This is a genomic window from Rhizobium anhuiense, from assembly GCF_003985145.1.
In the GTDB taxonomy this organism is placed as follows: Bacteria; Pseudomonadota; Alphaproteobacteria; order Rhizobiales; family Rhizobiaceae; genus Rhizobium; species Rhizobium anhuiense.
Genome location: NZ_ML133522.1, coordinates 842,791 through 868,183, shown reverse-complemented (window position 1 = coordinate 868,183; position 25,393 = coordinate 842,791). Strand labels below are relative to the sequence as shown.

The window sequence follows — 25,393 nt, the reverse complement described above, 5'->3', positions numbered from 1 at the left end:
GCTCCACTCTCATTGACGGCGCGCGGGATCGGTCCTGTGCAGGTAGCCGGTAAACACGTCGCGCATTGCGGTGCTCTCGATATCAGGCAGCAGGCGACCGACTTCACCGCGATGATAACCGCCATGCGTCACCACATGGGCGAGCATCTCTTCGCGGGACATGCGCCCGCGTCCGCCATCGGTGAAGGTGAAGTCGACGACCTCCTCCATTTCCTGAAGGCTTATCCGCGAGGTGTAATCGATATACCAACGGTCGGTATCCCGGATATCGGCCGACAGCTGCGCCAAAGGCGGCGTTTCGCTGCTCCAGCTCGCCGCGTAGGTATGACCCAGCCCCTGAAGATTGGCAACGAAGATGCGATCGACGAGATGAGCGTGGTTGAGCACGCGAAGCGCCGACCGAAACGCGTCGGAAGGCGCGTCAGCCTCGAGCGCGTTCAAAGCATCGAGAAGCTCATCGTCGACGCTGGCTTTGTATTGGAACAGAGAGTTCAACAGGGTCTGCGCGCTCATTGCGATCTCCGGGCGTGAAATGGATGCCGCCGGTAGTAGCCGACAGTCTCGATTTATATGACTGACTGGTGGTCAGTCAATATTTTTCAATTTCACTGCTACCTCTGCTCTGCCGCGATCTCATGAGTTTTACGCGCAGCAGCCGCTCTTTGCCGCGGCCGGACCGCAGCAGGCGGCTGCCCTGCTGCTTTCCTCCGCCAGCCAGCGGTCGCGCGGCTTGCAGCTTGCCGGCCGCGGCGATAACTCGACATGCATGGCGCCGGCGCCGAGAATCGGTCTCGCGGCGCAATAGAGCTGCATCGGCCGCACGCCGTCACTGACCTCGAAGGTGAGCTTGGCCGAACCGTCGAGCTGCACATGCTCCGTCACCTTGCGGATGATGGAATAGAACTTGCCGGCCGGCATATGTGCGCGGTCGCCTTCCTCGATGTCCCAGAGCTGGATGAAGATCTCCGCCCATGCCTCGGGATTGGCGCCGCAGTCGAGGCCTGAGAATTGGCCCGCCTTGACCTCGGTGACATGATAGCCGGGCTTTACCGGCTTGCCGTCGTAATAAAAAATCAGCGGAGAATCCTTGGCGCCGCCAAGCATCTCGAGCAGCAGGCCGAGATCGATGTCGTTCTCTTGAATTTTGCTGTTGTCGATGATCTTCATATCAGTTAATCCTTGCTTCAACAGTTCAAGGATTATTGAAATATGGATCAACGTCAAGCCCTCATAGCGTTCGGCGCGCTGTCGCAGGAAACCCGCCTGTACATCGTCCGTATGCTCGTGGTTTCGGGTCCCGGCGGTATGGCGGCGGGCGCGATCGCGGAGAAGGCGGAGGTCTCGCCGTCCAATATCTCCTTCCATCTGAAGGAACTCGAACGGTCCGGGCTGATCGCGCAGCAGCGTGAATCCCGGTCGATCATTTATACCGCGAACTACGAGGCGCTAGGTGGCCTGGTTCGCTTCTTGATGGAAGATTGCTGCTCCGGGCATCCGGAAATCTGTGCCCCTGCCGCGGAGGTCGCGGCCTGCTGTGCGCCAAAAGGGAAGGAGAAACTGCAATGACCACTGATCGCGTTTACAATGTGCTCTTTCTCTGCACGGGCAATTCTGCCCGCTCGATCCTGGCGGAATCGATCCTGCAGACCGAAGGCAAGGGTCGATTCAAGGCCTATTCGGCCGGCAGCCAGCCGAAGGGTGAGGTCAATCCCCATGCGCTGAAGGAGCTTGCGGCGCAGGGTTACCCCACGACCGGCTTCCGCTCGAAGAGCTGGGACGAGTTCGCCGGGCCTGGCGCTCCGGAGATGGACTTCATCTTTACAGTCTGCGACAGCGCGCACGGCGAAGCCTGCCCGGTTTGGATCGGCCACCCGATGACCGCCCATTGGGGCGTCGAGGATCCCGCTGCCGTCGAGGGCAGCGAAGTCGACAAGGGCCGCGCCTTCGTGCAGGCCGCCGGCTTCCTCAAAAACCGGATCAGCGCCTTTTTGAGCCAGCCTCTTTCCTCGATCGACAAGCTCGCGCTTCAATCGCACCTGCATCAGATCGGCGCCATGGAAGGCACGACAGCAAAACCGTCCAAGGCCGGCTGATGGGTTTCGATTTGAACCAGCAGGCCTTGGAAGGGCCCGATGACAAACTTCGTGCCGTGCTCGCAGCCGCCGGGCTTCCGGTCGATGACCTCACAGAGCCCGGCCGAAGCTTCTACCGGTTTTCGCGTGGCGGCCAGACGGTCGGCTTCGGCGGGCTGGAACTCTATGGCGAGGCCGCACTCCTGCGTTCCATTGTCGTGCTGCCCGATCAGCAAGGCTTTGGCTTCGGCCATGCTATTACCCTTGCCTTGCTCGATCAGGCCCATAAGAAAGGTGCGGCTGCTGCCTATGTGCTGACTGAAACGGCCGCCCCCTTCTTTCAATCGCTCGGTTTTCTTCCGATCGCCCGCGATGATGCGCCCGCCGCCATCCTGACGACGCGGCAGGCCGCAAGCCTGTGCCCGGCATCCGCCGCCTTGATGGTCCGGAGCCTGCCGGCATGAGCGCGCCAGTGTTTCCGCTGTCTCGACGACTTGCCGCCGAAGCCCTGGGCACGCTGTTGCTGGTGGCAACCGTCGTCGGATCGGGAATCATGGCGGACAGCCTGACGAACGATACGGCGCTTGCGCTGCTCGGCAACACGCTGGCAACAGGGGCGGTGCTTGTCGTCCTCGTCACCATCTTGGGCCCGATTTCCGGCGCACATTTCAATCCGGTGGTGTCGCTGGTTTTTGCGCTCCGGCGCGAGCTGCCCGCCTCTACCCTTCCGGCCTACATCGCCGCGCAGATCGTCGGCGGCATTGCCGGAACGATGCTCGCCCATGCCATGTTCGCTCTTCCCCTGCTGCAGGCCTCGGAAACCGTGCGCACCGGCGGCGCACAATGGCTCTCCGAATTGACGGCAACCTTCGGCCTCGTCTTCGTCATCTTCGCCGGTGTTCGCTTTCGCGCCGATGCCGTGGCATGGCTGGTTGGCCTTTATATCACCGCCGCCTACTGGTTTACCGCTTCCACGTCGTTTGCCAATCCCGCGGTCGCGATTGCCCGATCACTGACGCACACATTTTCCGGCATCCGCCCGATCGATCTACCGGGTTTTCTCGTTGCTGAAATCCTCGGCGCATTGCTGGCGCTGATGTTCGCGGGATGGCTGTTGATGGAATCCCGCAATCCTGAAACCCTGACCAAGACGGAATCTGCCTGATGACTATCGATGTGACGATCTATCACAACCCGGAATGCGGCACCTCGCGCAACACGCTGGCGATGATCCAGAACACCGGCATTGAGCCCAATGTGATCGAATATCTGAAAAACCCGCCGTCGCGCGAACAACTGATCAAGATGATTGCGGATGCAGGATTGAGTGTTCGCGAGGCGATCCGCGAAAAGGGCACGCCCTTTGCGGAGCTCGGCCTCGACAACCCCGACCTTACCGACGACCAGCTTCTCGACGCCATGCTGAAAGATCCGATCCTGATTAACCGCCCCTTCGTCGTCACGCCGCTCGGCACACGCCTGTCGCGGCCGTCGGAACTTGTCCTCGAAATCCTCCCGGAAACGCATAAGGGCGCCTTCACCAAAGAGGACGGCGAGAAGGTGCTCGATGCCGAAGGCAAGCGCATTGTCTGATCTGCCCGCAGCATCTCCGATGCATCTGCATCAGCCGAATATGGATGCACTCAGGCCGACGCTCTCGACGCACAAGCCTCGCATCCTGATCCTTTATGGCTCCCTGCGAACAGTGTCCTACAGCCGCCTCCTCGCACAGGAGGCCGCACGGCTGCTCGAATATTTCGGCTGCGAGGTACGGATCTTCAATCCCGAAGGTCTGCCGCTGCCTGACGAGGAACCGGCGAGCCACCCAAAAGTTCAGGAACTGCGCGAATTGTCGGCATGGTCGGAAGGACAGGTCTGGGTCAGTCCTGAACGTCATGGCGCAATGAGCGGTATCATGAAAGCGCAGATCGACTGGATTCCGTTGTCGGTTGGCTCGGTGCGGCCGACACAAGGCAAGACGCTTGCGGTGATGCAGGTCTCCGGCGGTTCCCAGTCGTTCAACGCGGTCGGCCAACTGCGCATCCTTGGCCGCTGGATGCGGATGATCACGATCCCCAATCAGTCCTCCGTCGCCAAGGCTTTCCAGGAATTCGACGCGAACGGCCGTATGAAACCCTCATCCTATTACGACCGCGTCGTCGACGTCTGCGAGGAACTGGTGAAGTTCACACTGCTGACCCGTGATGCCTCGAACTATCTGACCGACCGCTACAGCGAACGGAAAGAGGAAGCCGAAAAGCTCGAACAGCGCGTCAGCCTCAGGTCCCTATGACAATCAGCGCCGAACGACCGCCGTTAGCCGCCATCGCCGCACTCGGGCTCACGCAGATCATCGGCTATGGCAGCCTCTATTACAGCTTCAGCATCCTCGCCCCTGACATGGCCCGTGATCTCAACTGGTCATCGGAATGGATCTTCGGCGCCCTCTCCGCGGCGCTTCTGATCGGCGGCCTGGCCGCACCGCTTATGGGCACATGGATCGATCGCTTCGGCGCGGGCAGGATCATGACATCAGGCTCGGCGATTGCCGCAGCCGCCCTTATCGCCTGCGCCTTCGCACCGGGAAAGATCGCTTTTATCGCAGCATTGATCGGCATCGAGGTCGCCTCGAACCTGGTGCAATATGGCGCCGCCTTCGCCTTGCTCGTGCAGATCAGGCCACGGGTTGCTCAGCGCAGCATCACCTACCTGACGCTGATCGCCGGCTTTGCCTCGACCATCTTCTGGCCGATCACCACGGCGCTGCACGCGCATCTGTCATGGCAGAATGTCTATCTGATCTTCGCCGCGCTTCATCTCGCCATCTGCCTTCCCCTTCACGCCTGGCTCTCCCGTGGCGTCAGCGAGACCAGGAAACGGACCGGAGAGGCGGCCGCAAAACACGTCGAGCCGAGCCTTCAGCCGTCGGTGCGCCGGCCGGCCTTTATCCTGATGGTGACGGGCTTTGCTTTGGAGAGCTTCGTGAACGCGGCACTTCTGGTTCACATGGTGCCTGTGATGTCGGCACTTGGCCTCGGCGCCATGGCAGTGGTGGTCGGAACGCTCTTCGGCCCGTCACAGGTGCTCAGTCGCCTCATCAACATGGTCTTTGGTGAGAGCTTGTCGCAAGTGATGCTGGCGATCATCTGCGCCGTCCTGCTGCCGGCAGCCCTTGTCATCCTCATCGCCACCGCACCCTCGGTGCCCGGCGCGCTGGTCTTTGCAGTCGTCTTCGGCCTCGGTTCGGGCCTTAACAGCATCGTCTACGGAACCTTGCCGCTCGCGCTCTTCGGAAGCGATGGCTACGGCCGGCGGCAAGGACAAATCATGTCGGTCCGTCTCGTCGTCGCCTCAATGGCGCCGTTCGCACTCGCCTTCCTGATGGGCAGTCTCGGCGTATCATGGTCACTGTCTATCGCAGCATTGCTCAGCACCGTCGCCGTCGCCGCATTCTTCGCCATTCTGCGGCTGACGCGCCCGATTGCCCGGTCGGAAGCGGTTCCCAATCCCGGAGAAGCTTGAGCGCATCAATCAGTGCAGCCGCTACTTGACGACGGCCGAGCCCTTGACGATGTCGATCGTCTCGCCGCCGTCGAGTCCGATGCGGTCGCCGTCGGGCGTCGTCATGAAGCAACCGGAGGGGCAGAGGCTTTCCGAAGCGCCGGCATCGACCACAACCTCGACGCGCTGGCCGCTCTCGGTGATGACGAGCACGACGGCCGCCGGATCGGTGTTGGTAACGGATGCCGCATAAGCCGCGGGCGCGGCAAGCAGCGGGACAAGCAGAACGGCGGCAAATCTTGCCATCATGTGCGGCGGCGCTGGCGCGCCCTCCCCTCGAACGATCGGTGCTGCCCCCGGCAGCGATCCCGATGGAAGGGATCATGCACGCACACCCGTGAATGATGGCTGAATGACCCGTTCAGCTCTTGAGATTGCCGTCCGCCGTCCGGCTGCGCAATTGCCGCACCGGCCGCTCTTCCTCCTCCATGGGCTTATCCCCTGGATTTTCTTGGTCGCCCTTCCGATCCCTGCCCGCATCGACAAGGACGGGAGGAGCCTCTCGATGGATGGTGAGATCGCTCTGCGGCAACGGGATCTCGATCCCCTCGGCCTTGAAGCGCTGGAGGATCTCGATCCTCAAATTGTTGCGCACCGTCATGCCGTCGCCCATGTCGGCGAGGAAGAAGCGCAGCTCGAAATCCAGCGAATAGGGACCGAAACGCAAAAATTCGACATGCGGCTCGGGGTTGCGCATGACGAGCGGAATCTTGGCGGTCAGTTCCAGCAGGATATCCATCACCTTCTGCGGATCGGCGTTGTAGCTGACGGATACGGGGATTTCCGAACGGCCGATCTTGTTGCGATGCGTCCAGTTGCCGACGAGCCCGTTGATCAACTCCGAATTCGGCACAATGATCGACTGCTTGCGGAAGGTCTCGATCTCGGTGGCGCGCACCGAGATACGCTTGACGATGCCTTCGGCCGTGCCTGATACAACATGGTCTCCGACCTTGAACGGCCGCTCGACGAGCAGGATCAAGCCGGAGACGAAGTTGGAAACGATGTTCTGCAAGCCGAAACCGATGCCGACCGAAAGTGCTGAGGCGACCAGCGCGAAGCTCGACAGATCGATGCCGGCCGCCGAAACGCCGATGATCGCCGCGATGCCGACGCCGAGATAGCCGATGCCGGTTTTGACCGAATTGCGCACGCCGAGATCGACATGGCTTCTTGCCATCACATTGCCGTCGAGCCAGCGCTGCAGCCAGCGTGTCAGCAGGTAGACGCCGGCAAACAGCAGAATGCCGGTGCAGATGCCGAGCAGCGAGATGCTGATGCCGCCGAGCCTGACCTCGGTGAACAGCCGGTAGGCGATCAACTGCAGATCCTGCACATGGAAGCCCCAGAGCAGCAGGATCAGCGGGATGCCGACGAGAAGCGCCACCGCATAGATGGCAAGGCCGACGAGCAAGCCGGCCTGGTCGATCGCCACCGGCCCAAGCTTGAAGCGGCGCGTCAGGAAGCTTGCAAAGAAGGTGTCGCCGAAGCTTTCCTGCTTTGATATCGCCTTGCCGGAGAGCAGGCCGACATACATGGTGGCAACGACCGCGCCGGTGATGATGAGCTGCGTGGCGACGAAGCGCGCCAGCCCGACATAACCGCTCAGCGCGGTGAGGATGAGACCGGCGCCAACGACGCGCAGGATGATCCCCATGCCGCGCGGCCAATGCCGGCCCGGCGCATCGGGATCGCCGTTCTTCGCCAGCATCGGTTTGCCGAACGAGGCCGCGATCAGGATCAGGCCAATGATCAGCGCGGCAATCAGGCTCCTGACCACGGTCAGCACCAGCGGCGAGCCCATCGCCTCGCCGATCGTCCCGAACAGATAATCGAGCGCGTTGACGATCGCCATCGCCAGCAGGCAATAGCCGATCGAGCGTGCGCCGAGATTGGAAAGCCGGACGAGCCGCCAGCGAGGTTCGTCCGGTGCGAAGATGGCGTTGACGAAACGGCCGACGAAATAGACGAGCCCGATCGCCGCAAACAGGGCGCCGATGACAGGTGCGATGTCGGGCCGCAGAACATTGAAACTATTGAGGAAGAAGAACGAGGTGACGAGCAGTACCGAAAGCGCCAGGGTGCGGATCAGCGTCGACCAGAAGGCGATCGACAGCCGGCCGATATAGGACGGGTTCTCGATCGCCTCGTCCCGGCGCAGATACGAGCCGAACAGCCGATAGCTGCCGGATAGCAGAATGAGCGCCGAAGCAAGCGACAGGAAGATCGCGGCAAACAGCGGGAACCGCTTGAACTTCCAGACGAAAGAGGCCCAGCTCGACAAAGCCTGCGAGAATTCGCTGGCCTCGTGCACGAAAGCGCTCACGGCATCGTCGAGCACCGAGACGGAGATCTCGGTGCGCCTGAAAAGCGTGTCGGCGAAAAGCCGCCGCCGCATTTCGATGATTTCGTTGAGGAGCTTCGTCACCGCGATCGACAGGTTTTCGGCGTCACCGGTCACCGCGTTGATCTGCGCACGCTCGGCAGTCAGCGCATTGCGCTCGTCCGTGACAATCTTCGCCTCGGGCGGCTGCCCGTCCTTCGGCGGATCGCCGATCTCGGCAAGCCGGTTCTTGATCTGGTCGAACCGCGGCCGGAGATTGACCGATATGGTGATGACGGCGCGGCTAAGCTCGTCAGCCTTGGTGGCGAGCCCGACCAGGGCATCGTCATTGTCGGCACTCTGCTTGGCGCCGTCCTGAAGCGCCGTCAGTTGGACCTTCGCCTTGTCGATCTCCTTCGCCGCCTGATCGAGTGGCGTATCGGTAAGCGGTGCCTCCTGCGCGGCAGCCGGTGCCTGCGGCTCCTGGGCGAAGGCCGCAGCACCATTGAAATGCGCGCCCGCGACCGCCAGCGTCAGCAGAAGAATGGTGCGAAGCAGGATCGGTCTCAGCCGCAAAAGCGCCTCCGGAAGGGTTGTCGTCAGGATAGAATGCCTGCTTGTCATAGCAAAGAAAGGCGACAGAAAGGCGGAATATCCCCGGAAAGCCTCAGAAACCGGCATCGGGCCTGGAGAGATAGTCGCGCTCCGCCGCCGTCGACTCCCGCCCGAGCATGGCATTGCGGTGCGGAAAACGGCCATAGGCGGCGATCACGTCGCGGTGGCGGATCGCATAATCGCGATATTCCTCATCGCCAAGCGCGGTGAACAACGCCACCGAACGTTCCTGCTCGTCAAGGTCTTCGGCATGTTCGAAGGGCATGTAGAAAAAGGTGCGGCATGCCGCTTCAACCGCCTGGTCGGCGCCTGCTGCGAGCGCGAGCTTGGCTTCCCGAAGCGCCAGCCCGTCGGTCGCGACGGCAAGCGGGGTGCCGCGATAGATATTGCGGGGAAACTGGTCGAGCACGATGACGGCCGCCAGCCGGCTTTCCGGGTCGGCCCGCCATTCGTCCCGGACGCCCGCGGCAAGCGCCAGATGGGTATCGCGGAAGCCTTCGCGGATCTCGGCGTCAAGCTCCGGCGTCGCACGGAACCACAGCTCCCGGCCGCATCTGACGAACCAGAAATCATAGACTTCCCCAGGCCTGCGGATCGTCGTCATGCTTCCTTCCCTAGAGTGAATGGATTCAATTCAATCAATTAAATTATTGTAAATATTGGAAATTTTTATAAAATCAACCCCTTATTCGGCTGCCGGCACCTCTCCCCGTAAACGGGGCGAAGAGGATATGCCGCGACCTCTCCATCCCCGCCCCGTCTCGTTTGGCTCGTCCCTCGTCCCGTCAGAACACTAAGGGATTACACATCTCGCAAGGCCCAACCAGCGGCACATGCTTTGAAGTATTGTAGGCCATTGAAGAAGGTGATGGGGCCCGGCAGCTTGGAGGAGGCAGCCGCTCCAGCCTCAGAGCTTGGCGATGATCCAAGCTTCGCCCTATTGCACAGACAGGCCAGCGGCTTCAATTCCCGAAATAAAACGCTTTTGATCTTCGGTCCGCGCCAGCCGCCTGGCGACCTCCTGTCTGATGTTCGGGATCAATGCGGGTGACTCGCGCCTGATCCACTCAAGCTGTTCCTCTGCTTGCTGTTTTTTTCCAAGCGTGCCGAGAATGGAGAGCAATACGAGACGATGCATCGGATTGTAATTGAGGTCCGACATGCGCGACCATAGTTCCGCAGCCTGCGTATCGCCCCGCATGAAGGCACAGAGCGCCATTCCGACCTCGTAATATCCGCGTGGTCCGGCATTCTTGCCGACTGCCTCCGAAATCAGCGTGCAGCCTCTATCCCATTCCCCCGACATCGACAGGCGCAGGCCGTATTCACCTGCCACCTCGGTATCGTTCGGATTGCTGGCATAGGCGGCAGCGCCGGCGCTCAGGGCTCCGGCCGGATCATTGCCGAAAAAGTTGGCAAGCATCAGTGCCTGAAGAGCGCGTGCATTCTTTGGGTCGAGCCGCACGGCCTGCTCGGCAAGTTCCTTCGCGAGGTCGAGCGTGGCAGCCGTCGATTTCGTGTGAAGTTGGTATGAAAAGCGGAACTCGTCGAGATGAATCAACGAAAGAAGGGCGAAGATATTGGAATCGGACGGCACTTTTTCCACGGCCTGCTGCAGGCAGGATTTTGCCACCTCGTGCGCCTGCACGGTCATTTCGCTGCGGTAGCTATAGTAGGATAGAACGCATGAAAAAGCGTCCGTGCTTCCGGCGATGGTCGCGGTATCGGTCTGGAACATGACGCCGAACGGACGCGCGACCGCCGTCGCGATATCCCCGGCAAGGCTCGCTTGCGTTTGTGGGATGCCTTGCACCTTCATGTCGGCATCATAATTACTTGCCCAGATGACGGCGGCATCCGCCCGCCGCACGAGTCTGGCTGTCGAGCGCAGCTTGCTGCCTTCGAGCCGCACACTTCCTTGGAGGGCATAAAGCGGCTGCGACAAAACTTCGCCGGTTCTATTCCGCGGCATGGCGGTGACGACAACGATATCATTGAAGCGGACCAGCTTCTCGATGATGTCGTCGGTGATGCCGCGAGAGATGTCGGAGGCAAGGCTCCCGTCGGAGGCGCTTTCGAAACGCTCGACGATAATGGTAGGGCGATTATCAGCTCCTGATATCGTTTCACGCTCCGTGCTCGGCGACCCGACCTGCTGAAGGAGGGCCGCCGCCGAGGCCAGGACGATCACCGCAACTGCCGCAAGAAGCCAATATCGGCCCGGCGATAAGCGCCGGTCCGCCTGGTCCCGGCTGATCGTATCCGCAGCCGCACTGATCTGAGCGTTATTGTCGTCTGACGAGCTTGGCAGATCGGACTGCTTGAGCGGCGAGATATCATTGGGTTCAGCGCTGCTGATGACATCGAAGACCGGCGCGTAGCCGCCCTTGGGGATGGTGATGATGATCCGGTCCGCGTCGCCGGCGGTCAGGTAGTAGTGTTCCAGTTCCCGTCTCAGCCGACCGGCTTCGATGCGAACGCAGGGATCCTGTTGGGCATCGAAGTTCGCGTCTCTGCCAAAAACGGCCTGTGCGATGGTAAAGGCCTTCAGGTAGTCGCGACGGCCTGCAAGCGTTTCCGTGACCACGAATTCAAGGAAACGCCTTGCCCGTTCGGGAAGGCGGAATTCCCGGCTGGAAAGAATGCGCTGGAGTTGCTGCTGCACCTCCTCCTGTGAGGCGGTGACCCTGTTTATGCCTGCACTCGTCATCGGTTCCCCCAGACTCCGATTGCGAACAACCAGCTGCACGCAGTCCTAAACAGTAGTCCCCGTCAGGCGTGACGGCAATGCCGCCCAGCCGAATAACCTAACCAATGCTGACCGGATCCCATGAATAGCCAAATGACGGACGTAAGTCACAGTTTACGAAATGCCCGCGTAGGATACCGTATTCTACCGGCACCGACATGTATTTTACTGCCTTAGGCTCCACGCGCGCTCTATCATCGCCATGTATTCTCTGGAGGAGCCTGCGATGACATCACCTGAGACCTCTACACCCCATCCCATGACAAGCGCAGAGGAACTGCGCAAACGCGCTCTGGAGCTTCAGCTTGTCGAGATGGAGCGCAGCGAAAAGATCAAGGCGCGTGAAGCAAAGAAACACGCGGAGTTCGTCGAGGATTTTTTCCGCAAGCAGATTGGCGAAGCGGAACGCGCCGTCATCAAGCGGCTGGTCATGAAAGCGGCCGCAGACGGCAAATATGAGGCGCTGATTTACAGCTTTCCGTCGACCTTCTGCACGGACAGCGGCCGGGCCATCAACAACAACCTGTCCGGATGGCAGAAGACACTGCAGGGAAAGGCAAAGGAACTCCTCGAACTCTTCGAGGAAGTTGCCAGACCGCAGGGTTACGGGTTGAAGGCCATGATCATCAGCTTCCCGGACGGCATGCCGGGAGACGTCGGCTTCTTCCTCACTTGGGAGCCGCCCGTCGAGTGACCGGCAGCAGATAGAGGCATCAACTTGAAAGCAATCGAGATCGAGCGCAAATTTCTCGTGCGTAACGATAGCTGGCGCGATTGCGCCGGCATGTCGCATGTCCTGCAGCAGGCCTATCTGTCTCGAGATAAGAACTCGGTACGTGTTCGCTTGATCGACGACCGTTCTGCTTGCCTGACAATCAAATTCCACACAGCAGGGCTCGCCAAGGACGAATATGAATACGAGATTCCTGTCGAGGAGGCACGGGACCTGCTTCTCCATGCGACTGGCCACGTCATTGAAAAGACCCGCTACCGGGTTCTGTACGAGGGCAGAAACTGGGATGTAGACGTCTTTGCCGGAGTCTATGAAGGATTGACGCTCGCCGAGATCGAGATAGCGAGCGAAGATGATCTTCCGGCCCTGCCGAAATGGCTTGGCCGGGAAGTCACGGGCAACAAACGCTATTCCAATCGCGCCATGGCGGTTGCATCATGCAGCCGCCCCCGGGTGCATGGGGCGGTTGACGACCGCGCCGCGCTGTAAGACCCTATTCGCTTACAATGGTCCAATTGGCGTCCGGATTGAATTCCTTGATCGCGGCGGCGCGCTGCTCCGTTTGCGGCCCCAAATCGCGTTGATAGATGACGCTCATCCCGTTGACGACAAAGGTCTGCACGCCGGTCACCCGATATGTGACCGGCCAGGCGACGAGCGCAAAGCCACCGGTCATATAACCATTGATGACGTAGCTTTGTTTGCCGCCCAGTACATTGTCGCCCTGGGCGGTCAGGATGCGATAGCGGTATCCGAAATAACCTTCCCCACGTTTGGCGGCGCCGAAAGCGGCCGTCTCGACCAGCGCGCTTGCCGGGCTTTCCTCTGCAGAGACGCTGGGGTCCCAGTAGAGGCCGTCCAGCTTGCCCGGGCTGCTGATCAATTTTTTGGCAAACTCGTAAATACCGTCACCGTCGCGATCGTCGGACACATATTGATACTGCGCAGCCACATATTCATGCATCGTGTCGATCGTCGCGAGTTCGTTTTCGCCGATGCGCCGATTGATGATCTCCTCGAAGCCGCGCTGCGTGTCGAAGGACCACTTCCCGTCCTTGTCCTCAGTCAGCGGAAACGGCAGAGGCCAGAGTCGATTACCGATCACGACGATCTTGGCACCTTCGACGTCTTTCAAGCTCATCTGTCGTTCGGCGCCTTCCCGGATCAATCCATAAGCGATCATTGCCTCGTTGCTCGAGCGCAGCTTGTCTGCGTTCAGACCGAGCAGATCCCCAAGATCCCCGATATTGTTGGAGCCGAGCACCGATTTCAGCCGATCGAGTGCAAGAGACGGGCTGTCGAATTTCGGTGAGGGCGTTGCCGCCTTGTATTCGGCGAGATCCGTCTGCCCCTGCGAAAACGCCGGCTTCGTCGGCATCGTGCAGAGCGCTGTCGCAAGCATGAGCGGGATTACCATCGATTGACGTCTCATGATGTAACTCCATGGGCTCGTAAGGGGTGTCATCGCCGCCCGCCGCCACCGCGGCCGCCACCGCCACCGCGGCCGCCGCCGCCGCGAGACGGCATCGGGCGCGAGTGATGCTGGGGACGGGCTGCCGGGCGATGAGCGCCCATGCTTTGCGCACCTCGTTTCGAGGCGACGGTCTGCTGGCGGCCGGACTGCACGTTGCCGAGTGCGCTCGACTGGCGCCCGCGATTGTCGGGCCGGGCAGCCATCTGCGGTTTGTTGGGTTTCTTTACGGATTTCTGGGCGGGCTTGGAGGGGCGATTGGCCGATTTTTGAGGACGGGTTTCGGGCCGGGATACGTTCTGACGATTGGCGGCCGTCGGCCTGTTCGCCTGCGGTTTGGCCTTCAGTCCTTGCGCCGTGTTTTTTCGGATATCTTCCGCGCGAGCGGCCGTCCCGCGATTGCCCGGCCTCTGGCCTGCCTGGATATCTGCGGCTTTGTTTCGCAGTTGATTGCGATTGTCGGCCTGAAGTCCCGATTTGATCGACGACCGATCCAGCTTGGCAAGCTGGTCTTTGCCGATGCTCAGCTTGCTGCGGTCGACATTCGCCCAGTCGACGTCGTTCCACTTCATTTTTCCGTTGAAGTTGCGATTATTCAGACAATTGTTGCAATCGATGTCGATATCGCCGTCCCAGCGACCACCCCATACGCCCCAGTCGTCCCAATTGACGACGGCGGCCCAGGCAAGCCCGGTGACCGCTCCGGCAAAGAACGCGGCACCCGGATAGTAGTAGCTGTCGTAATAATCGGGATAATAGGAGATCGGCGCCGCGGCATAGTCCGGTTCATAAAGCATTTCCGGCGGATATTGCGGGATATAGATCTTCTCGGGATCGGTCGGACGGATAATGATGTTGTCGTTTTCGGTGACGACCGTCACCTTGTCATCCGTCTTAATGATGTTCTTTGCCACCGCCTCGTCGCGAAGCTGCTGGATGGCAATCAGCACGTCCTTCTGCTGATTGGCGAGCGCATCGGCGAGTGATTGAGTCCAATCGAGATCCTCGCTCATCATCTTGACAATGTCAGGGTAGTTGAGCAGCGAAACGACGCTGCCGTCCCAATCGCTTTTGGGCTTGAGATCGGCATTTTTCTTTTTCGCTTCCAGGAAACGCTGCGCTTCGATGATCTGCAGGGGAAAGAGGGAGGCGGCCGAAATCGCCGCGACCAGTTCGTCCGGATAAAGCGCGATCCGCGCCACCAGCACCTCGAGTTCATCCTCCGAAAGAAGGGCAGCCGCGGGTTGTTCTGCGCTCGACTGGGTGGGCGCCGCAGCCGGCGCAGGGGCCTGTGCTCGCACGGGGAAGGCTGGCTGCAGTGCAATGATCGCCAGAGCTGACAACCCACCAAGCAGTTTGCGGGAAATTGCTTTCATCGCACATTGACCTCCCTAGATTCAGTTGAATGACGGATGCGTTCACGGAGATTTCGGGCCGATGGCGGGTGACCGCCGGAGCACTACAATTTTCGACTGTGAAATCGCCTCCCTCATCTCTTTCAACAAGGCATCGACCAAGCCTGCATATTCCAGCCGCCGCGCTTCTCTCAACGTGTCGGGCAACTGTTCGACATGCGCCAAAGCCTGCTCCGCGGCAGCGAGATCCTCGCACATGCTATGAAAAGCCTCATCGACGTAGAAAAGCCGCTGCACCAGCCTTGCCTGGTCGGGAAAATAAGCCTCTGCCGTTTCCAGAGCGGACAGATATGTCGAACCACTTTCTCCCGACGCCATCTCCGCCCCCGCCGACGAAACTGCGCTAAGCAGTGTGGAAACTATATAACAGGCGGACCCGTCTGGAGACGTAAAATACGCGATCCTACGGTGGCTGGCTTCTGAAGGACGCATCCCATGCCCGATACGAGACGGCGAACGGGTTTCGTCTCGCCGATCTCGCTCCTTTCCTTCGAGCGCAGGCAATTCCCTCAGACGGGTCGCCCGCGAACGCCCCGATAGAGATTACGCGATGCTACGGGCCTTTGCGCCGAAACGGGCCTACAATTCCACCTTCGCTTGCGATCGACGGCTCGGGTAGACCAAGCCGGAAGGGAGGGGTCGTGTTTCTCGACTATTTTGCCTTGGGCGTATTGGCCTTTGTCGTGGTCACCCTCTTCTATGCCGTGATTGCCATTCACGACATTCCGCATCTGATCGCCAAGGCGCGCAATCACCCCCATCAGGATGCCATCCATGTCGCTGGATGGGTCAGCCTCTTCACGCTTCATGCGATCTGGCCGTTCCTGTTCATCTGGGCGACGCTTTACCGTGAAGACCGCGGCTGGGGTATCCGGCAGGACGGAAAATTATCGGCGGAAGCCGAAGCGAATGCGGAAATTGCTCGTCTCCATGCCCGGATCGCCGAGCTCGAGGCGCAAGCGCCGGAGAAGGAGACCGCCTGATGGATCTGCTCCTGATACTGACCTATGCCGCGATTTGCTGGACGATCTTCAAAGTATTCAGGATTCCGGTAAACCAGTGGACGCTCGCGACGGCCGTTCTCGGCGGGATCTTCCTCATCTCCACCCTGCTGCTTTTGATGAGCTACAATCATCCCTATTCGAGCGACGGGCGCATCTATTTCACTTCGGCTCCCGTTATTCCCGTCGTCGGGGGGCAGGTCGTCGAGGTGCCGGTGACACCGAATGCACCTCTGAAGAAGGGCGACATCCTTTTTCGCATCGATCCCCGGCCCTATCAGTTCACGGTTGATCAGAAGAAAGCCGCGCTCGCCGAAGCCGAGCAGTCCGTTCTGCAATTGAAAGCGGCCGTGGATGCAGCCAACGCGGCAGTCACGGGCGCCGAGGCCTCAAGGGACCGGTCCCGGCAGGCATTCGAGAAATTCCAGCAATCGAACGAGAATGCAAAGACGAATGGCAGGGGCGCCGTCTTTTCCGAACTCGAGGTCGAAAACCGGCGAGGCATCTATCTGACGTCGGAAGCTACGGTCGACACCGCCCGCGCACAAGCCGCGCAGGCAAGGCTCGCCTACGAGTCTGACATCAACGGAACGAACCCGACGGTTGCAAGGCTGCAGGCGGAGCTGAACAATGCCGAATACGAGCTTGATCAGACGGTGGTGCGGGCGCCGAGCGACGGCTACGTCACGCAGGTCTTCCTCCGCCCTGGAATGATGGCTAATCCCCTTCCGCTCAGGCCGGTCATGGTCTTCATCGACAGTCAGGACCGCATGCTGGGGGCAGCCTTCATCCAGAATTCGCTGCAGCGCGTCCACGTCGGCGACGAGGCCGAGGTCGCCTTCAAAGCCGTACCCGGCAAGATATTCAAGGCGCGGGTGCAAGAGGTCATCGATGTGATGGCCCAGGGCCAGCTGCAGCCGAGCGGCGCGCTGATCGACCCGCAATCGCCCGAGCGCCTATCGCCCGGACAAACGCTGGCTCGGATCGAGTTGCTCGAAAACACCGATGATTATCAACTGCCGGGCGGCGTGGTCGCGGAGGTCGCGGTCTACACCCACCATTGGCACCATGTCGCCGTTCTGCGCAAGGTGCTGCTGCGCATGAGCAGCTGGATGAACTACGTGTTCCTTGAACATTGATACATCATGCCAGCGGCAAAGAATAAGGAGCCAGCGGGTGATAGGAAGTCTTCCGATGTTGCGGGGCTTGGCTGGCTTCAACAGAGACTGGCTCCGCAGTGACATTCCGGCCGGGCTGTCGATTGCCGCAGTCGGCTTGCCGAGCGCCATCGCCTATCCCGCCATCGCCGGCCTGCCGCCGGAAACCGGCATCTATGCCAGCATCGTTGCTCCGATCGCCTATGCGATCTTTGGTCCTTCCCGGCTTTTGGTCGTCGGGCCTGACGCCGCGACCATGACCGTGCTGGCCGCCGCCATGGGCGCCATCATCGCAGCCGAACCCACGACGGCAGGTATCGACAGGGTCGCCATCGCGTCGGCCCTTGCGCTTGGTGTCGGCGTCTTCTGCATCGCGGCGAAACTGCTGAGGCTCGGCGTTCTCGCGAGCTTTCTCTCCCGTCCCATTCTGGTGGGTTTCTTCGCCGGCGTATCGCTCTCGATCCTTGTCGGACAAATCGGTCGTTTCACGGGGGTAAAGATCTCATCGGATGGACTGATCCCGCCGCTCGTCGAAATGCTCGCCAAGAGCAGCCTGATCCACTGGCCTTCGCTCATTCTCGGCCTGATCATGTTCGCCCTGTTATGGATCGTCCGGGCCTTTCGGTTCCGAGTTCCAGGCCCTGTTCTGGTGGTTGTCCTCTCGGTCGTCCTTTCGGCGATCTTCGACTTCCAAGGCCGGGGCATTGCAGTTGTCGGCGATATCCCAAGCGGAATGCCGAGCCTATCTCTGCCTGCATTGCATCAGATGCCTCTCGATAAGATCGTGCTCGGTTCGGCCGCGATCTTTCTCGTCAGCTTCGGCGCAGGCATCGTCGCGGCAAGAAGCTTCGGCTCACGAACCGGAGAGGAGGTCGACGCCAATCAGGAATTGATCGGACTTGGCGCCGCCAACATCGCGCCCGGCTTGTTCGGCTCGTTTCCCGTCAGCGTCTCGGATTCCCGAACCGCGATAAACCTGTCGACAGGCGGCGTCTCTCAGGTCGCTGGATTGGTATCGGCCGCGACGCTGATCGCCGCGCTTGTTTTCCTTCACAGTGCGCTGCGGATACTCCCCATTCCCGCGCTCGCCGCAATCCTCGCAACGGCGGCAATCAGCCTCATCGATATTCACGAATTGAAAAAGATCTGGCGCATCAGCCGCATGGAATTCATTTTTGCGCTGATCGCCATGTGGGGCGCAATCAGCTTCGGTGTTCTCAACGGCGTCATCGTCGCGGTTGCGGCAACGCTCGTCTATCTCTTGCGTCAGACGATGTTTCCCCGCGACGGTCTTCTTGGACGTATCGAGGGACGGCACGGCTTTTTCGATCTTGCCCGCTTTCCGGAAGCGCGCCCTGTCGAGGGGGCCGCCGTCTTCGCCATCCAAGGCAGCATTCTGTTTTACAACGCCGATTACGTGCGCCTGCGGCTGGCGTCCGTAGCGAAGGAACTCCCTGCCGAAACCAGATGCCTCGTGCTCGATGCCAGCGCCGTCACGCATATCGACAGCACCGGCGCAGCCGCGCTCGATGCCGTGGCCGAGATCCTGGCAAAGCGGAATATCGTTTTCGCAATGACCGACCTCAGCGAGGAAAGCCGCGGCATCCTCGAGCGCGCGGGGGTCGTCGAAGCGATCGGTGTTCACAATCTTTTCAACGGCAGGGAAGAGGCGTTGCGAGCGCTGATAGGAAATGTCGGCGAGACCGGCAGCACCGCGTCGGCAGGCTAAAGCATGTCGCGCAAAAGTGTGCAGCGGTTTTGCGGCAACGACATGCGTAAAAACAAAGAGCTAAAGCGCAAGGAGCGAATCTGAAAGATCGCGACGCGCTTTAGAATATGTTCGCGCAAGGGAGGTAGAGAAATGGACGAGAATTACGAGCCCGCAAAGACGGATGGAGGGGCAGGCCGCGTCGGAAAGGATAAAAAGAAAAAGAAATCATGGGACTATGACAAGGAAATCGAGCGACTGCAGGTGGAGTTGGCCCATTTGCAAGCCTGGATCAAGAAATCCGGTGCGAGAGTCGTCATCGTCTTCGAGGGACGGGATGCCGCCGGCAAAGGCGGCATGATCAAGCGCATAACAGAAAAGGTCAGTCCGCGGGTCTTTCGCGTCGTGGCACTGCCGGCGCCCACCGACCGCGAGAAATCTCAGATCTACATGCAGCGCTATATCGCTCATATGCCGGCCGCCGGCGAAATCGTCATATTCGACCGCAGTTGGTACAACCGCGCCGGCGTTGATCGGGTCATGGGATTTTGCAGCGAAAAGAAAGCGCAGCGCTTTCTTGAATTGGCGCCTCGCTTCGAGGCCGCGATCGTCGAAAGCGGCGTCGTTCTACTGAAATACTTCCTGACGGTCAGCGAGGAAGAGCAGGAACGCCGTTTCAGACGCCGGATCGACGATCCTCTGCGACAGTGGAAACTCAGTCCGATGGATGTTGAATCCTATCAGCGCTGGTGGGACTACACGCGTGTCTATGACGAGATGCTGCGGATGACCGACAGCAACCATGCACCGTGGTGGGTGGTGCCCTCGGATGACAAGAAACGTGCCCGGGTCAACTGCATCTCGCACATCCTGCAATCCATCCCTTATGAGCGGGTGAAGTTCGAAGCACCCGATCTCGGCAAACGTCAGAAGCGGCCGTCGGATTTCATGGAGGACCACAGCATCCGCCATGTCGTGCCGGACGCGACGTCATAAGACGACCTCAGCCTGAAGCAATTCCAGGCAAAGCGCGAAGCGCTTTTGCCGGGAATCGCGTCAGAACAAAAGGTTAGAGCAGTTCTGCGTTTCCGCGAAAAGCTGAACCGCTCTAGAACATGGCGGACGGGACGCAACGATGGAGACCACAGGCGATACGGCGGCGCAGGGAGCCGGGTCAGGGCAGATTTCGATAGAGGCGAGAATAAGCGATCTTGTCCGATTGGGCATCATCGGGCTTTTTGCCTATTGGACCATCGTTCTGATTGCTCCCTTTGCGCTGATCGTCATCTGGTCGGCCATCCTTGCGGTCGCCCTTTTCCCGATATTCGAGGCACTTTCGAGGCTGATCGGAAACAGGCCCGTCATCGCGGCCGCCATCATCGTCGTCTTTTGCCTCGTCCTGATCATTGCGCCCCTGGCCCTCGTTGCGGTCAATTTTGCCGACACCACGCAGGCGTTGATCGGCAAGCTGCGGACGGGGAACTTCACGCTCCCCTCGGCACCGGTCGCTATTCGGGAATGGCCCGTCGTCGGCGAGCGGATTCACGACGCCTGGAATCGGATTGCAAGCGATCTGGCCGCTACCATCATCAAGTTTCAGGCGCCCATTCGTGAAGTCACGGCCGTTATCGTCACGAAGCTCGCCTCGATCGGCGGCGGCGTTTTGAGCTTTGTCGTTTCGATCATGCTTTCGGGCCTATTGCTGACGCGATCAGCACGCCTGGCTGCAGCCATACAGGTGCTGGCAAGCCGGATCGCCGGTGAAAAGGGTGTCGGCTTTGCCCGGCTGGCGGGAGCCACGGTGCGCAATGTATCGCGGGGCGTCATTGGCGTTGCCTTCCTGCAAGCGCTGTTGTGCGGACTGTGTTTTGCCCTTTTTGACGTTCCGGGGAGCGGCCCCTTGACCTTTCTTGTGCTCGTCCTGTGCCTGATGCAGCTCGGGCCTGCGCTCATTCTTTTGCCGGTCATCATTTGGGCGTGGTTCTCCTGGCCCATGTCGATCGCCTTGGCTTTCACCGTCGTGACGATCCCCATCATGATCATCGATAACATACTGAAACCGATCTTGATGGCGCGCGGCCTCTCCACTCCAATGCCGGTGATACTGATCGGCGTCATCGGCGGCACCTTGTCACAAGGCCTGCTGGGGCTGTTTTTGGGGCCGGTCGTTCTCGGTGTCTTCTACGAACTGCTGAAAGCCTGGGCCTGGCCTTCGGTTTCGACCGGATCGGAAAATAGCCGCTCCGCGAGATTCGATGCTCAACCGGAACGCATCGAACACCCGCAATGACGATCGTCGAGGCGCCAGCGGCGGCCTGGCGGGACTCACCTGTTCTTGCAGTAGACGACAACCTCCTGCTCGATTTCGCGGCAGAGCTGTTCATACTCGATGATGAGCTTCTCTTCCCTCGGGCTCTTACTTCGGAACCGCTCCAGCGCATCGACAGCAAGATCGTAGGATTCAAACATCTCCGCGAGCGCTTCACTGGTCATGCTCTCCAGGAGATGCCGGATATCGGGGAGCCGCAACATCAGTTTTCTGCGGCCACGCTCTTTGCTCATGGATCAGCTCCGCATTCAACGTATCCCTGCAATGGATACGAAGTCACCAAGGTATCGGATCGTTCCCCGAGATCACGAATAAAATGTACGGCGGCGCAATCTGATCAAACCTAGCTGCCGTCTCGGTCCGTCACGCTCAAGGCTTTTACTGTGATAGCTGCAATGACGCCGGTCAGCACGATCCCTGCAAACCCGATGACCAAAGCGAGTATCCGTGCCGAAACATGTTTGGGCGTAAAGTCGCCGTAGCCGATGGTAAGTCCCGTCACGAAGGTAAAATAAAGCGCTTCATCGATCCGCCAATTTTCGATCCGCCAAATTGCCAGTCCGGATGCGACCATGATCGACACGATGCCGGAAAGGATCGGCCAGATGACACGCAGCTGCTGTGCGAGTGCGATGAAGAACAGCCTTCTCACCTGCCGGGTATGCGGTCCGCCGCCCGATCGCTCCTGTTTGGGAACGCGGGACCTCATCGCACTGCCGGCGGCAGGACGTACAGCGTTATGGCGAAAATCATGTACACCATCAGCACCAGGACGCCGACAAACCATGCCGATCGCCCGCTGTTGGTGACGAACATCGCAGTCACCGTCGCAAGGAACATCATCGTCACGGCACCCGGCCAGAATTGCAGATCCATCGGCGACGGACCGATGAAATAACTCGTCAAGACCAGAACGGGCGCAACGAACAAGGCAATCTGGGAAGCGCTCCCGAGCGCGATGCCCACGCTCAGATCCAGCCGGTTCTTGCGCGCGCCGGAAAATGCCGAGGCCATTTCGGCCGCACCGCCGACCAATGCGACGACGATGAAACCGACAAAGGCGGGGGTCATTCCGAAGGCCTCCGCCGCCTCCTGCACGGACTCGACGAAGATCTCGCTCACCAGGGCCACGATTACGGTGACGCCGGCAAGCGTGCCCAGAGCAAGGCCGATCGGCCACGGCGCTTCGCCGGCCTCGGCATGTTCCGTTGAAGAAAAAAATTCCCGATGCGTCCGAAGCGTGAACAACAGCCCAAGCCCGTACCCGACGATCAGCAAGGCAGCCAGGCTGAGACTGAGCGTTTGAGTGACTGGTGCGACCGATGCCGAGTCCAATCCACCAAGCGCCGAAGGCATCAGCAGGGCGATTGTGGCCAGGAAAAGCAGGCCGGCTTGAAGTCGCGCGCTGGCTCGGTTGAACTCCTGAATGTGGTATTTGAGCCCGCCGAGAAGAAACGAAGCACCCAGCATGAACAGCGTGTTGGTGACGATCGCTCCGGCGATGGATGCCTTGACCAGCGTATATTCGCCTGCCTGCAGGGCAGCCAGCGCGATGACCAGTTCGGTGAGATTGCCGAGGGTCGCATTCAGCAGCCCGCCCGCGGCGTCACCCGTCTTGGCGGCAACGGATTCGGTCGCATGGCTGAGCAGTCCGGCCAACGGGACGATGGCCAGCACCGACAGGACGAAAAGCGCCGTGTGGGCCTCGGGGAAGAGCGCCGCAGCTGCGAACACCACCGGCACGGCGGCCAGCAGCCAGAGCATGGGGCTATCGCGAATCTCTTTGAAAAGAAGGCTCAACCTTCACTCCCCTCTGATCACCTAGCCCCTGATTACCTGGCCCCCGATAACCTGGCCCCCGATTACCTGGATCGCGATGATCTGTTGCCGCTAGCTCCCGGCCGACGCCAATGATCCCTGTCTTGCTCGTCTTCCCTGATCTGCTCGCGGCCTCATTCCGGAAGAGCCGTCTGCTGGAAGAAGGTCACGACTGCGTCGTCAGGCTGGCCAAACCATGTTGTAAAAAACACCCGGAAATTCTGCGCCGCATAGGCCTGGCTCAGGGCGCGATCGACGGCCAAGCGAAAATCCTCGTCCCCGCGCGCCAGCTCGAGGCCGAGCGGTTCGTAGGTGAAATGACGCTCGAGGATTATGAGATTGCCGGAGCTGTCGCTGCGGGCGGCGGCATCCATCAGAAGCGGCATGTCGCCGAAGAGCACCGCCGAACTGCCGTCCAGGACACGCTCGATCCCCTGTTGATAGCTGTTCACGGGCGTCGCCGTTGCCGCGAGCTGAAAGGTCTTGATCCTGTCGGACAGCCAGCCTTCGCTTGTCGTGCCGGCTATCGAGGAGAATGTCTTGTGCTCGAGGATCGTGCGGGCCGGCGCGCCGCGCCAGACGGGCCGGCTCGATGGCTCGCCATATTGCAGAACCTCGCGCAGCGCCAGCGGAGCACTCGCATTGAGCAGCGCCCCGGTACCGCTCGGGAAGATCGGGAGTGAGAATGAGACCTGCTGCCTGCGGCTGAGCGTCACCGGCTCCGCCCCGCAGACAAGGTCCACCGTGCCATCCTGTATGGCACGCAGCTTGGCGTCGCCCGAAAGGGAAACCCATTCCACGTCGAGCTTCGGCAGGTTCAGCTGAGCCCTCAGGCTGTCGGCTATCCGGTTGCAGAGGGCAACCGCATAGCCATCGGGTTTGCCCTGCTGGGCATCGAATGAAAAAGGTCTCGCGTCGGGGTCGTAGCCGAATTTCAGCGCGCTGGACGTCCTGACGCGGTCGAGCGTCTGGGCGGGCGCGGGCGGTGCGACGGCCATCACGGCGAGGACAGAGGCGACAATTGCCGCCCAGCGACCATTTCTACCTGACATGTTTGGTCCTCCCTGTGTTACTCGGCCGGCGCCCGGTTCACGCCGCTGGCGAAACGCGGGGCGATAAGCCCGTAAATGATGAAAGCGATCCCTGTAACGATCATGCCGCCGAGTACCGCATCCTTGCCGGAGGCATAGATGGCGAAAACGCTGTAAGCCATGCCGACCAGGGCGATCGTGGCATTCAGCCGGTATTTCGCCGGCGGCACGCGAGCGGCCTTCATCATGACGAACAGGGCAGACAGCGCGATGATGTAAGGCAGCACATTGGTGACGACAGCGAGGTTGACGAGCGCGGAGAACTGCTCGCTCAAAGTCGGCGATATGGTCATCAGGGCAAGACCTGTCTGCACGATGCCTAGAATGATCATGCCGCTGACCGGCGCGCCCATCTCGTTCACCCGGGAAAATATGGACGGGAACATCCGCTCATCGGCAGCGGTTTTCGCCGTCTGGGCGATCGTGAACTGCCAGCCCAGCAAAGAGCCGAGGCAGGCAAGGACCGCCAGCGCCATGATGATCGAACCGATCGTCGGATTGAACATCGTGGCATAGGCCAGTGCGAACGGACCTGTTGAAGTGGCGAGCTCGGCATTCGGCACGATGCCCTGAATGACTGTCGTCGACAGGATATAGATGACGGCTGCCCCGAGCGTGCCGAACATACAGGCGAGCGGCACGTCACGCTTTGGGTTTTCGACGGCATCCGAATTCTGCGCCGCCGACTCCATGCCGAGGAAGGCCCAGAGCGTCAGCGAAATGCTCGATCCCATGCCCTGGGCCAGTGTCAGCCCTTTCGGATTCCAGGCAGCGCCGAATGTGCTTGAACTGAACCAGAGCCAGCCGATGATCGACAGCAGCCCGACCGGAAGGATGACGCCCCAGACTGTGATCGAACCGATACGCCCGGTAATGCGCGGACCGCCGAAATTGGCGGCCGTCGTCAGCCAGAGAAGCACGATCAGCGCCAGGCAGGTCATGATGGGCGTGGATGTCAGCACCGGAAAGAAGCCGGCGAGATAACCGACGGCCGAAATACCAATCGCCACATTGCCGATGGCGAGCGACAGGAAATACAGGAAGAACACCAGGAAATAGCCGTCTTTTCCATAGGCATCTTCCGCGTAGGCGGACATGCCCCCGGGGCGCTGATTGAACAATCCGGCCTGAGCAAAGCCATAGGCGATCGCCATCGAGCCGACGGCGGTCACCAGCCAGGAAAGGAGCGAGATTGCACCGACCTGCGCCATGTTGGCGGGGAGCATAATGATGCCCGACCCCATCATGTTCACGGCGACGATGAAGGTGAGCTGCACCAGATTCATCTTTTTCTTCGCGGTGGTCTCGGCCGCGAGATGCATCGTGTTGTCGGTCATGATGAAATCCTCC

28 protein-coding genes are annotated in these 25,393 nt (G+C 60.3%); 14 read left to right on the top strand and 14 right to left on the bottom strand.

What is annotated here, in order from left to right; genetic code table 11:
- Positions 1 to 9 precede the first annotated feature (9 nt).
- Together EEQ99_RS10355 and EEQ99_RS10350 are read right to left on the bottom strand one after the other, a co-directional pair.
- Entirely contained in the window at positions 10 to 513 is a 504-nt protein-coding gene (locus EEQ99_RS10355) for a DinB family protein (protein WP_063475084.1), read from the bottom strand.
- A 129-nt stretch (positions 514 to 642) separates the two neighbouring features.
- The gene (locus EEQ99_RS10350; protein ID WP_063475085.1) at positions 643 to 1,167 is read right to left on the bottom strand and encodes a DUF6428 family protein; all 525 of its coding nucleotides are present in this window, start codon (positions 1,165 to 1,167) and stop codon (positions 643 to 645) included.
- A 42-nt stretch (positions 1,168 to 1,209) separates the two neighbouring features.
- Here EEQ99_RS10350 and EEQ99_RS10345 point away from each other — a divergent pair, with 42 nt between their 5' ends.
- Genes EEQ99_RS10345 through arsK form a run of 7 tightly spaced genes read left to right on the top strand, consistent with a single transcriptional unit; the run spans position 1,210 to position 5,594 of the window.
- Entirely contained in the window at positions 1,210 to 1,566 is a 357-nt protein-coding gene (locus tag EEQ99_RS10345) for an ArsR/SmtB family transcription factor (RefSeq protein ID WP_127430348.1), read from the top strand.
- Positions 1,563 to 2,093 (top strand): arsenate reductase ArsC, encoded by a 531-nt coding sequence (locus EEQ99_RS10340; RefSeq protein WP_127430347.1) that lies wholly within the window; start codon positions 1,563 to 1,565, stop codon positions 2,091 to 2,093. Before EEQ99_RS10345 ends, EEQ99_RS10340 begins: the two co-directional genes overlap by 4 nt.
- Positions 2,093 to 2,536 (top strand): arsenic resistance N-acetyltransferase ArsN2, encoded by a 444-nt coding sequence (gene arsN2 / locus EEQ99_RS10335; RefSeq protein ID WP_097542349.1) that lies wholly within the window; start codon positions 2,093 to 2,095, stop codon positions 2,534 to 2,536. The genes EEQ99_RS10340 and arsN2 overlap by 1 nt, the downstream gene beginning before the upstream one ends.
- Positions 2,533 to 3,237: an aquaporin gene (locus EEQ99_RS10330; RefSeq protein WP_063475089.1), complete on the top strand. Its 705-nt coding sequence runs from the start codon at positions 2,533 to 2,535 to the stop codon at positions 3,235 to 3,237. Before arsN2 ends, EEQ99_RS10330 begins: the two co-directional genes overlap by 4 nt.
- The gene (arsC, locus tag EEQ99_RS10325) at positions 3,237 to 3,665 is read left to right on the top strand and encodes an arsenate reductase (glutaredoxin) (RefSeq protein ID WP_028758636.1); all 429 of its coding nucleotides are present in this window, start codon (positions 3,237 to 3,239) and stop codon (positions 3,663 to 3,665) included. Before EEQ99_RS10330 ends, arsC begins: the two co-directional genes overlap by 1 nt.
- Positions 3,640 to 4,365, top strand: a complete 726-nt coding sequence (arsH, locus tag EEQ99_RS10320) for an arsenical resistance protein ArsH (protein WP_164735917.1) — start codon at positions 3,640 to 3,642, stop codon at positions 4,363 to 4,365. Before arsC ends, arsH begins: the two co-directional genes overlap by 26 nt.
- A complete protein-coding gene (arsK, locus tag EEQ99_RS10315) occupies positions 4,362 to 5,594 on the top strand; it encodes an arsenite efflux MFS transporter ArsK (RefSeq protein ID WP_047610330.1) in 1,233 nt (410 codons plus the stop codon). Before arsH ends, arsK begins: the two co-directional genes overlap by 4 nt.
- A gap of 21 nt (positions 5,595 to 5,615) precedes the next feature.
- Here the strand turns inward: arsK and EEQ99_RS10310 are convergent, their stop codons facing one another.
- From EEQ99_RS10310 to EEQ99_RS10290, 4 genes are all read right to left on the bottom strand, one after another.
- Complete coding sequence (locus tag EEQ99_RS10310; RefSeq protein WP_028758639.1) at positions 5,616 to 5,882, bottom strand: hypothetical protein; 267 nt, start codon at positions 5,880 to 5,882, stop codon at positions 5,616 to 5,618.
- A gap of 112 nt (positions 5,883 to 5,994) precedes the next feature.
- Positions 5,995 to 8,532, bottom strand: coding sequence for a mechanosensitive ion channel family protein (locus tag EEQ99_RS10305; RefSeq protein ID WP_028758640.1), 2,538 nt, complete (start codon positions 8,530 to 8,532; stop codon positions 5,995 to 5,997).
- A gap of 91 nt (positions 8,533 to 8,623) precedes the next feature.
- A complete protein-coding gene (locus EEQ99_RS10300; RefSeq protein WP_028757186.1) occupies positions 8,624 to 9,175 on the bottom strand; it encodes a DUF924 family protein in 552 nt (183 codons plus the stop codon).
- Positions 9,176 to 9,508: 333 nt separating this feature from the next.
- Positions 9,509 to 11,281, bottom strand: a complete 1,773-nt coding sequence (locus EEQ99_RS10290) for a membrane protein (RefSeq protein ID WP_028758641.1) — start codon at positions 11,279 to 11,281, stop codon at positions 9,509 to 9,511.
- Positions 11,282 to 11,546: 265 nt separating this feature from the next.
- Here EEQ99_RS10290 and EEQ99_RS10285 point away from each other — a divergent pair, with 265 nt between their 5' ends.
- Positions 11,547 to 12,014: a hypothetical protein gene (locus EEQ99_RS10285; protein WP_028758642.1), complete on the top strand. Its 468-nt coding sequence runs from the start codon at positions 11,547 to 11,549 to the stop codon at positions 12,012 to 12,014.
- A 24-nt stretch (positions 12,015 to 12,038) separates the two neighbouring features.
- Entirely contained in the window at positions 12,039 to 12,542 is a 504-nt protein-coding gene (locus tag EEQ99_RS10280) for a CYTH domain-containing protein (RefSeq protein WP_049816532.1), read from the top strand.
- A 4-nt stretch (positions 12,543 to 12,546) separates the two neighbouring features.
- Here the strand turns inward: EEQ99_RS10280 and EEQ99_RS10275 are convergent, their stop codons facing one another.
- The 3 genes from EEQ99_RS10275 to EEQ99_RS10265 are packed head-to-tail and all read right to left on the bottom strand — an operon-like array spanning position 12,547 to position 15,257.
- Positions 12,547 to 13,485 carry a DUF2950 family protein gene (locus tag EEQ99_RS10275; protein WP_028757189.1) on the bottom strand — a complete coding sequence of 313 codons (939 nt, stop codon included), beginning with the start codon at positions 13,483 to 13,485 and terminating at the stop codon, positions 12,547 to 12,549.
- 29 nt (positions 13,486 to 13,514) lie between these two features.
- The gene (locus tag EEQ99_RS10270; RefSeq protein ID WP_047610337.1) at positions 13,515 to 14,900 is read right to left on the bottom strand and encodes a DUF3300 domain-containing protein; all 1,386 of its coding nucleotides are present in this window, start codon (positions 14,898 to 14,900) and stop codon (positions 13,515 to 13,517) included.
- Positions 14,901 to 14,942: 42 nt separating this feature from the next.
- A complete protein-coding gene (locus tag EEQ99_RS10265; protein ID WP_028757852.1) occupies positions 14,943 to 15,257 on the bottom strand; it encodes a hypothetical protein in 315 nt (104 codons plus the stop codon).
- Between the two features lie 323 nt (positions 15,258 to 15,580).
- On the opposite strand from EEQ99_RS10265, the gene EEQ99_RS10260 reads away from it, so the two are divergent.
- From EEQ99_RS10260 to EEQ99_RS10240, 5 genes are all read left to right on the top strand, one after another.
- Complete coding sequence (locus tag EEQ99_RS10260) at positions 15,581 to 15,922, top strand: DUF3302 domain-containing protein (RefSeq protein WP_028756256.1); 342 nt, start codon at positions 15,581 to 15,583, stop codon at positions 15,920 to 15,922.
- A complete protein-coding gene (locus EEQ99_RS10255) occupies positions 15,922 to 17,079 on the top strand; it encodes an HlyD family secretion protein (RefSeq protein WP_028757851.1) in 1,158 nt (385 codons plus the stop codon). Before EEQ99_RS10260 ends, EEQ99_RS10255 begins: the two co-directional genes overlap by 1 nt.
- Positions 17,080 to 17,134: 55 nt before the next feature.
- Positions 17,135 to 18,826, top strand: a complete 1,692-nt coding sequence (locus EEQ99_RS10250; RefSeq protein ID WP_210304718.1) for a SulP family inorganic anion transporter — start codon at positions 17,135 to 17,137, stop codon at positions 18,824 to 18,826.
- 132 nt (positions 18,827 to 18,958) lie between these two features.
- On the top strand, positions 18,959 to 19,801 hold the full coding sequence (gene ppk2, locus EEQ99_RS10245) for a polyphosphate kinase 2 (protein WP_028757192.1): 843 nt from the start codon (positions 18,959 to 18,961) through the stop codon (positions 19,799 to 19,801).
- Positions 19,802 to 19,940: 139 nt separating this feature from the next.
- On the top strand, positions 19,941 to 21,095 hold the full coding sequence (locus EEQ99_RS10240; RefSeq protein ID WP_028756252.1) for an AI-2E family transporter: 1,155 nt from the start codon (positions 19,941 to 19,943) through the stop codon (positions 21,093 to 21,095).
- A 35-nt stretch (positions 21,096 to 21,130) separates the two neighbouring features.
- Here EEQ99_RS10240 and EEQ99_RS10235 read toward each other — a convergent pair whose 3' ends face one another.
- The 5 genes from EEQ99_RS10235 to potE all read right to left on the bottom strand — a co-directional run bounded on the left by EEQ99_RS10235 (position 21,131) and on the right by potE (position 25,380).
- Positions 21,131 to 21,367, bottom strand: coding sequence for a hypothetical protein (locus EEQ99_RS10235; protein ID WP_028756251.1), 237 nt, complete (start codon positions 21,365 to 21,367; stop codon positions 21,131 to 21,133).
- A gap of 110 nt (positions 21,368 to 21,477) precedes the next feature.
- Positions 21,478 to 21,843: a potassium channel family protein gene (locus tag EEQ99_RS10230; protein WP_028757850.1), complete on the bottom strand. Its 366-nt coding sequence runs from the start codon at positions 21,841 to 21,843 to the stop codon at positions 21,478 to 21,480.
- Positions 21,840 to 22,934, bottom strand: coding sequence for a calcium/proton exchanger (gene cax / locus EEQ99_RS10225; protein WP_028757849.1), 1,095 nt, complete (start codon positions 22,932 to 22,934; stop codon positions 21,840 to 21,842). Before cax ends, EEQ99_RS10230 begins: the two co-directional genes overlap by 4 nt.
- A 152-nt stretch (positions 22,935 to 23,086) precedes the next feature.
- Entirely contained in the window at positions 23,087 to 24,004 is a 918-nt protein-coding gene (locus EEQ99_RS10220) for an amino acid ABC transporter substrate-binding protein (protein WP_028757848.1), read from the bottom strand.
- A gap of 17 nt (positions 24,005 to 24,021) precedes the next feature.
- Entirely contained in the window at positions 24,022 to 25,380 is a 1,359-nt protein-coding gene (gene potE / locus EEQ99_RS10215; protein WP_028757847.1) for a putrescine-ornithine antiporter, read from the bottom strand.
- Between the last annotated feature and the right edge of the window lie 13 nt (positions 25,381 to 25,393).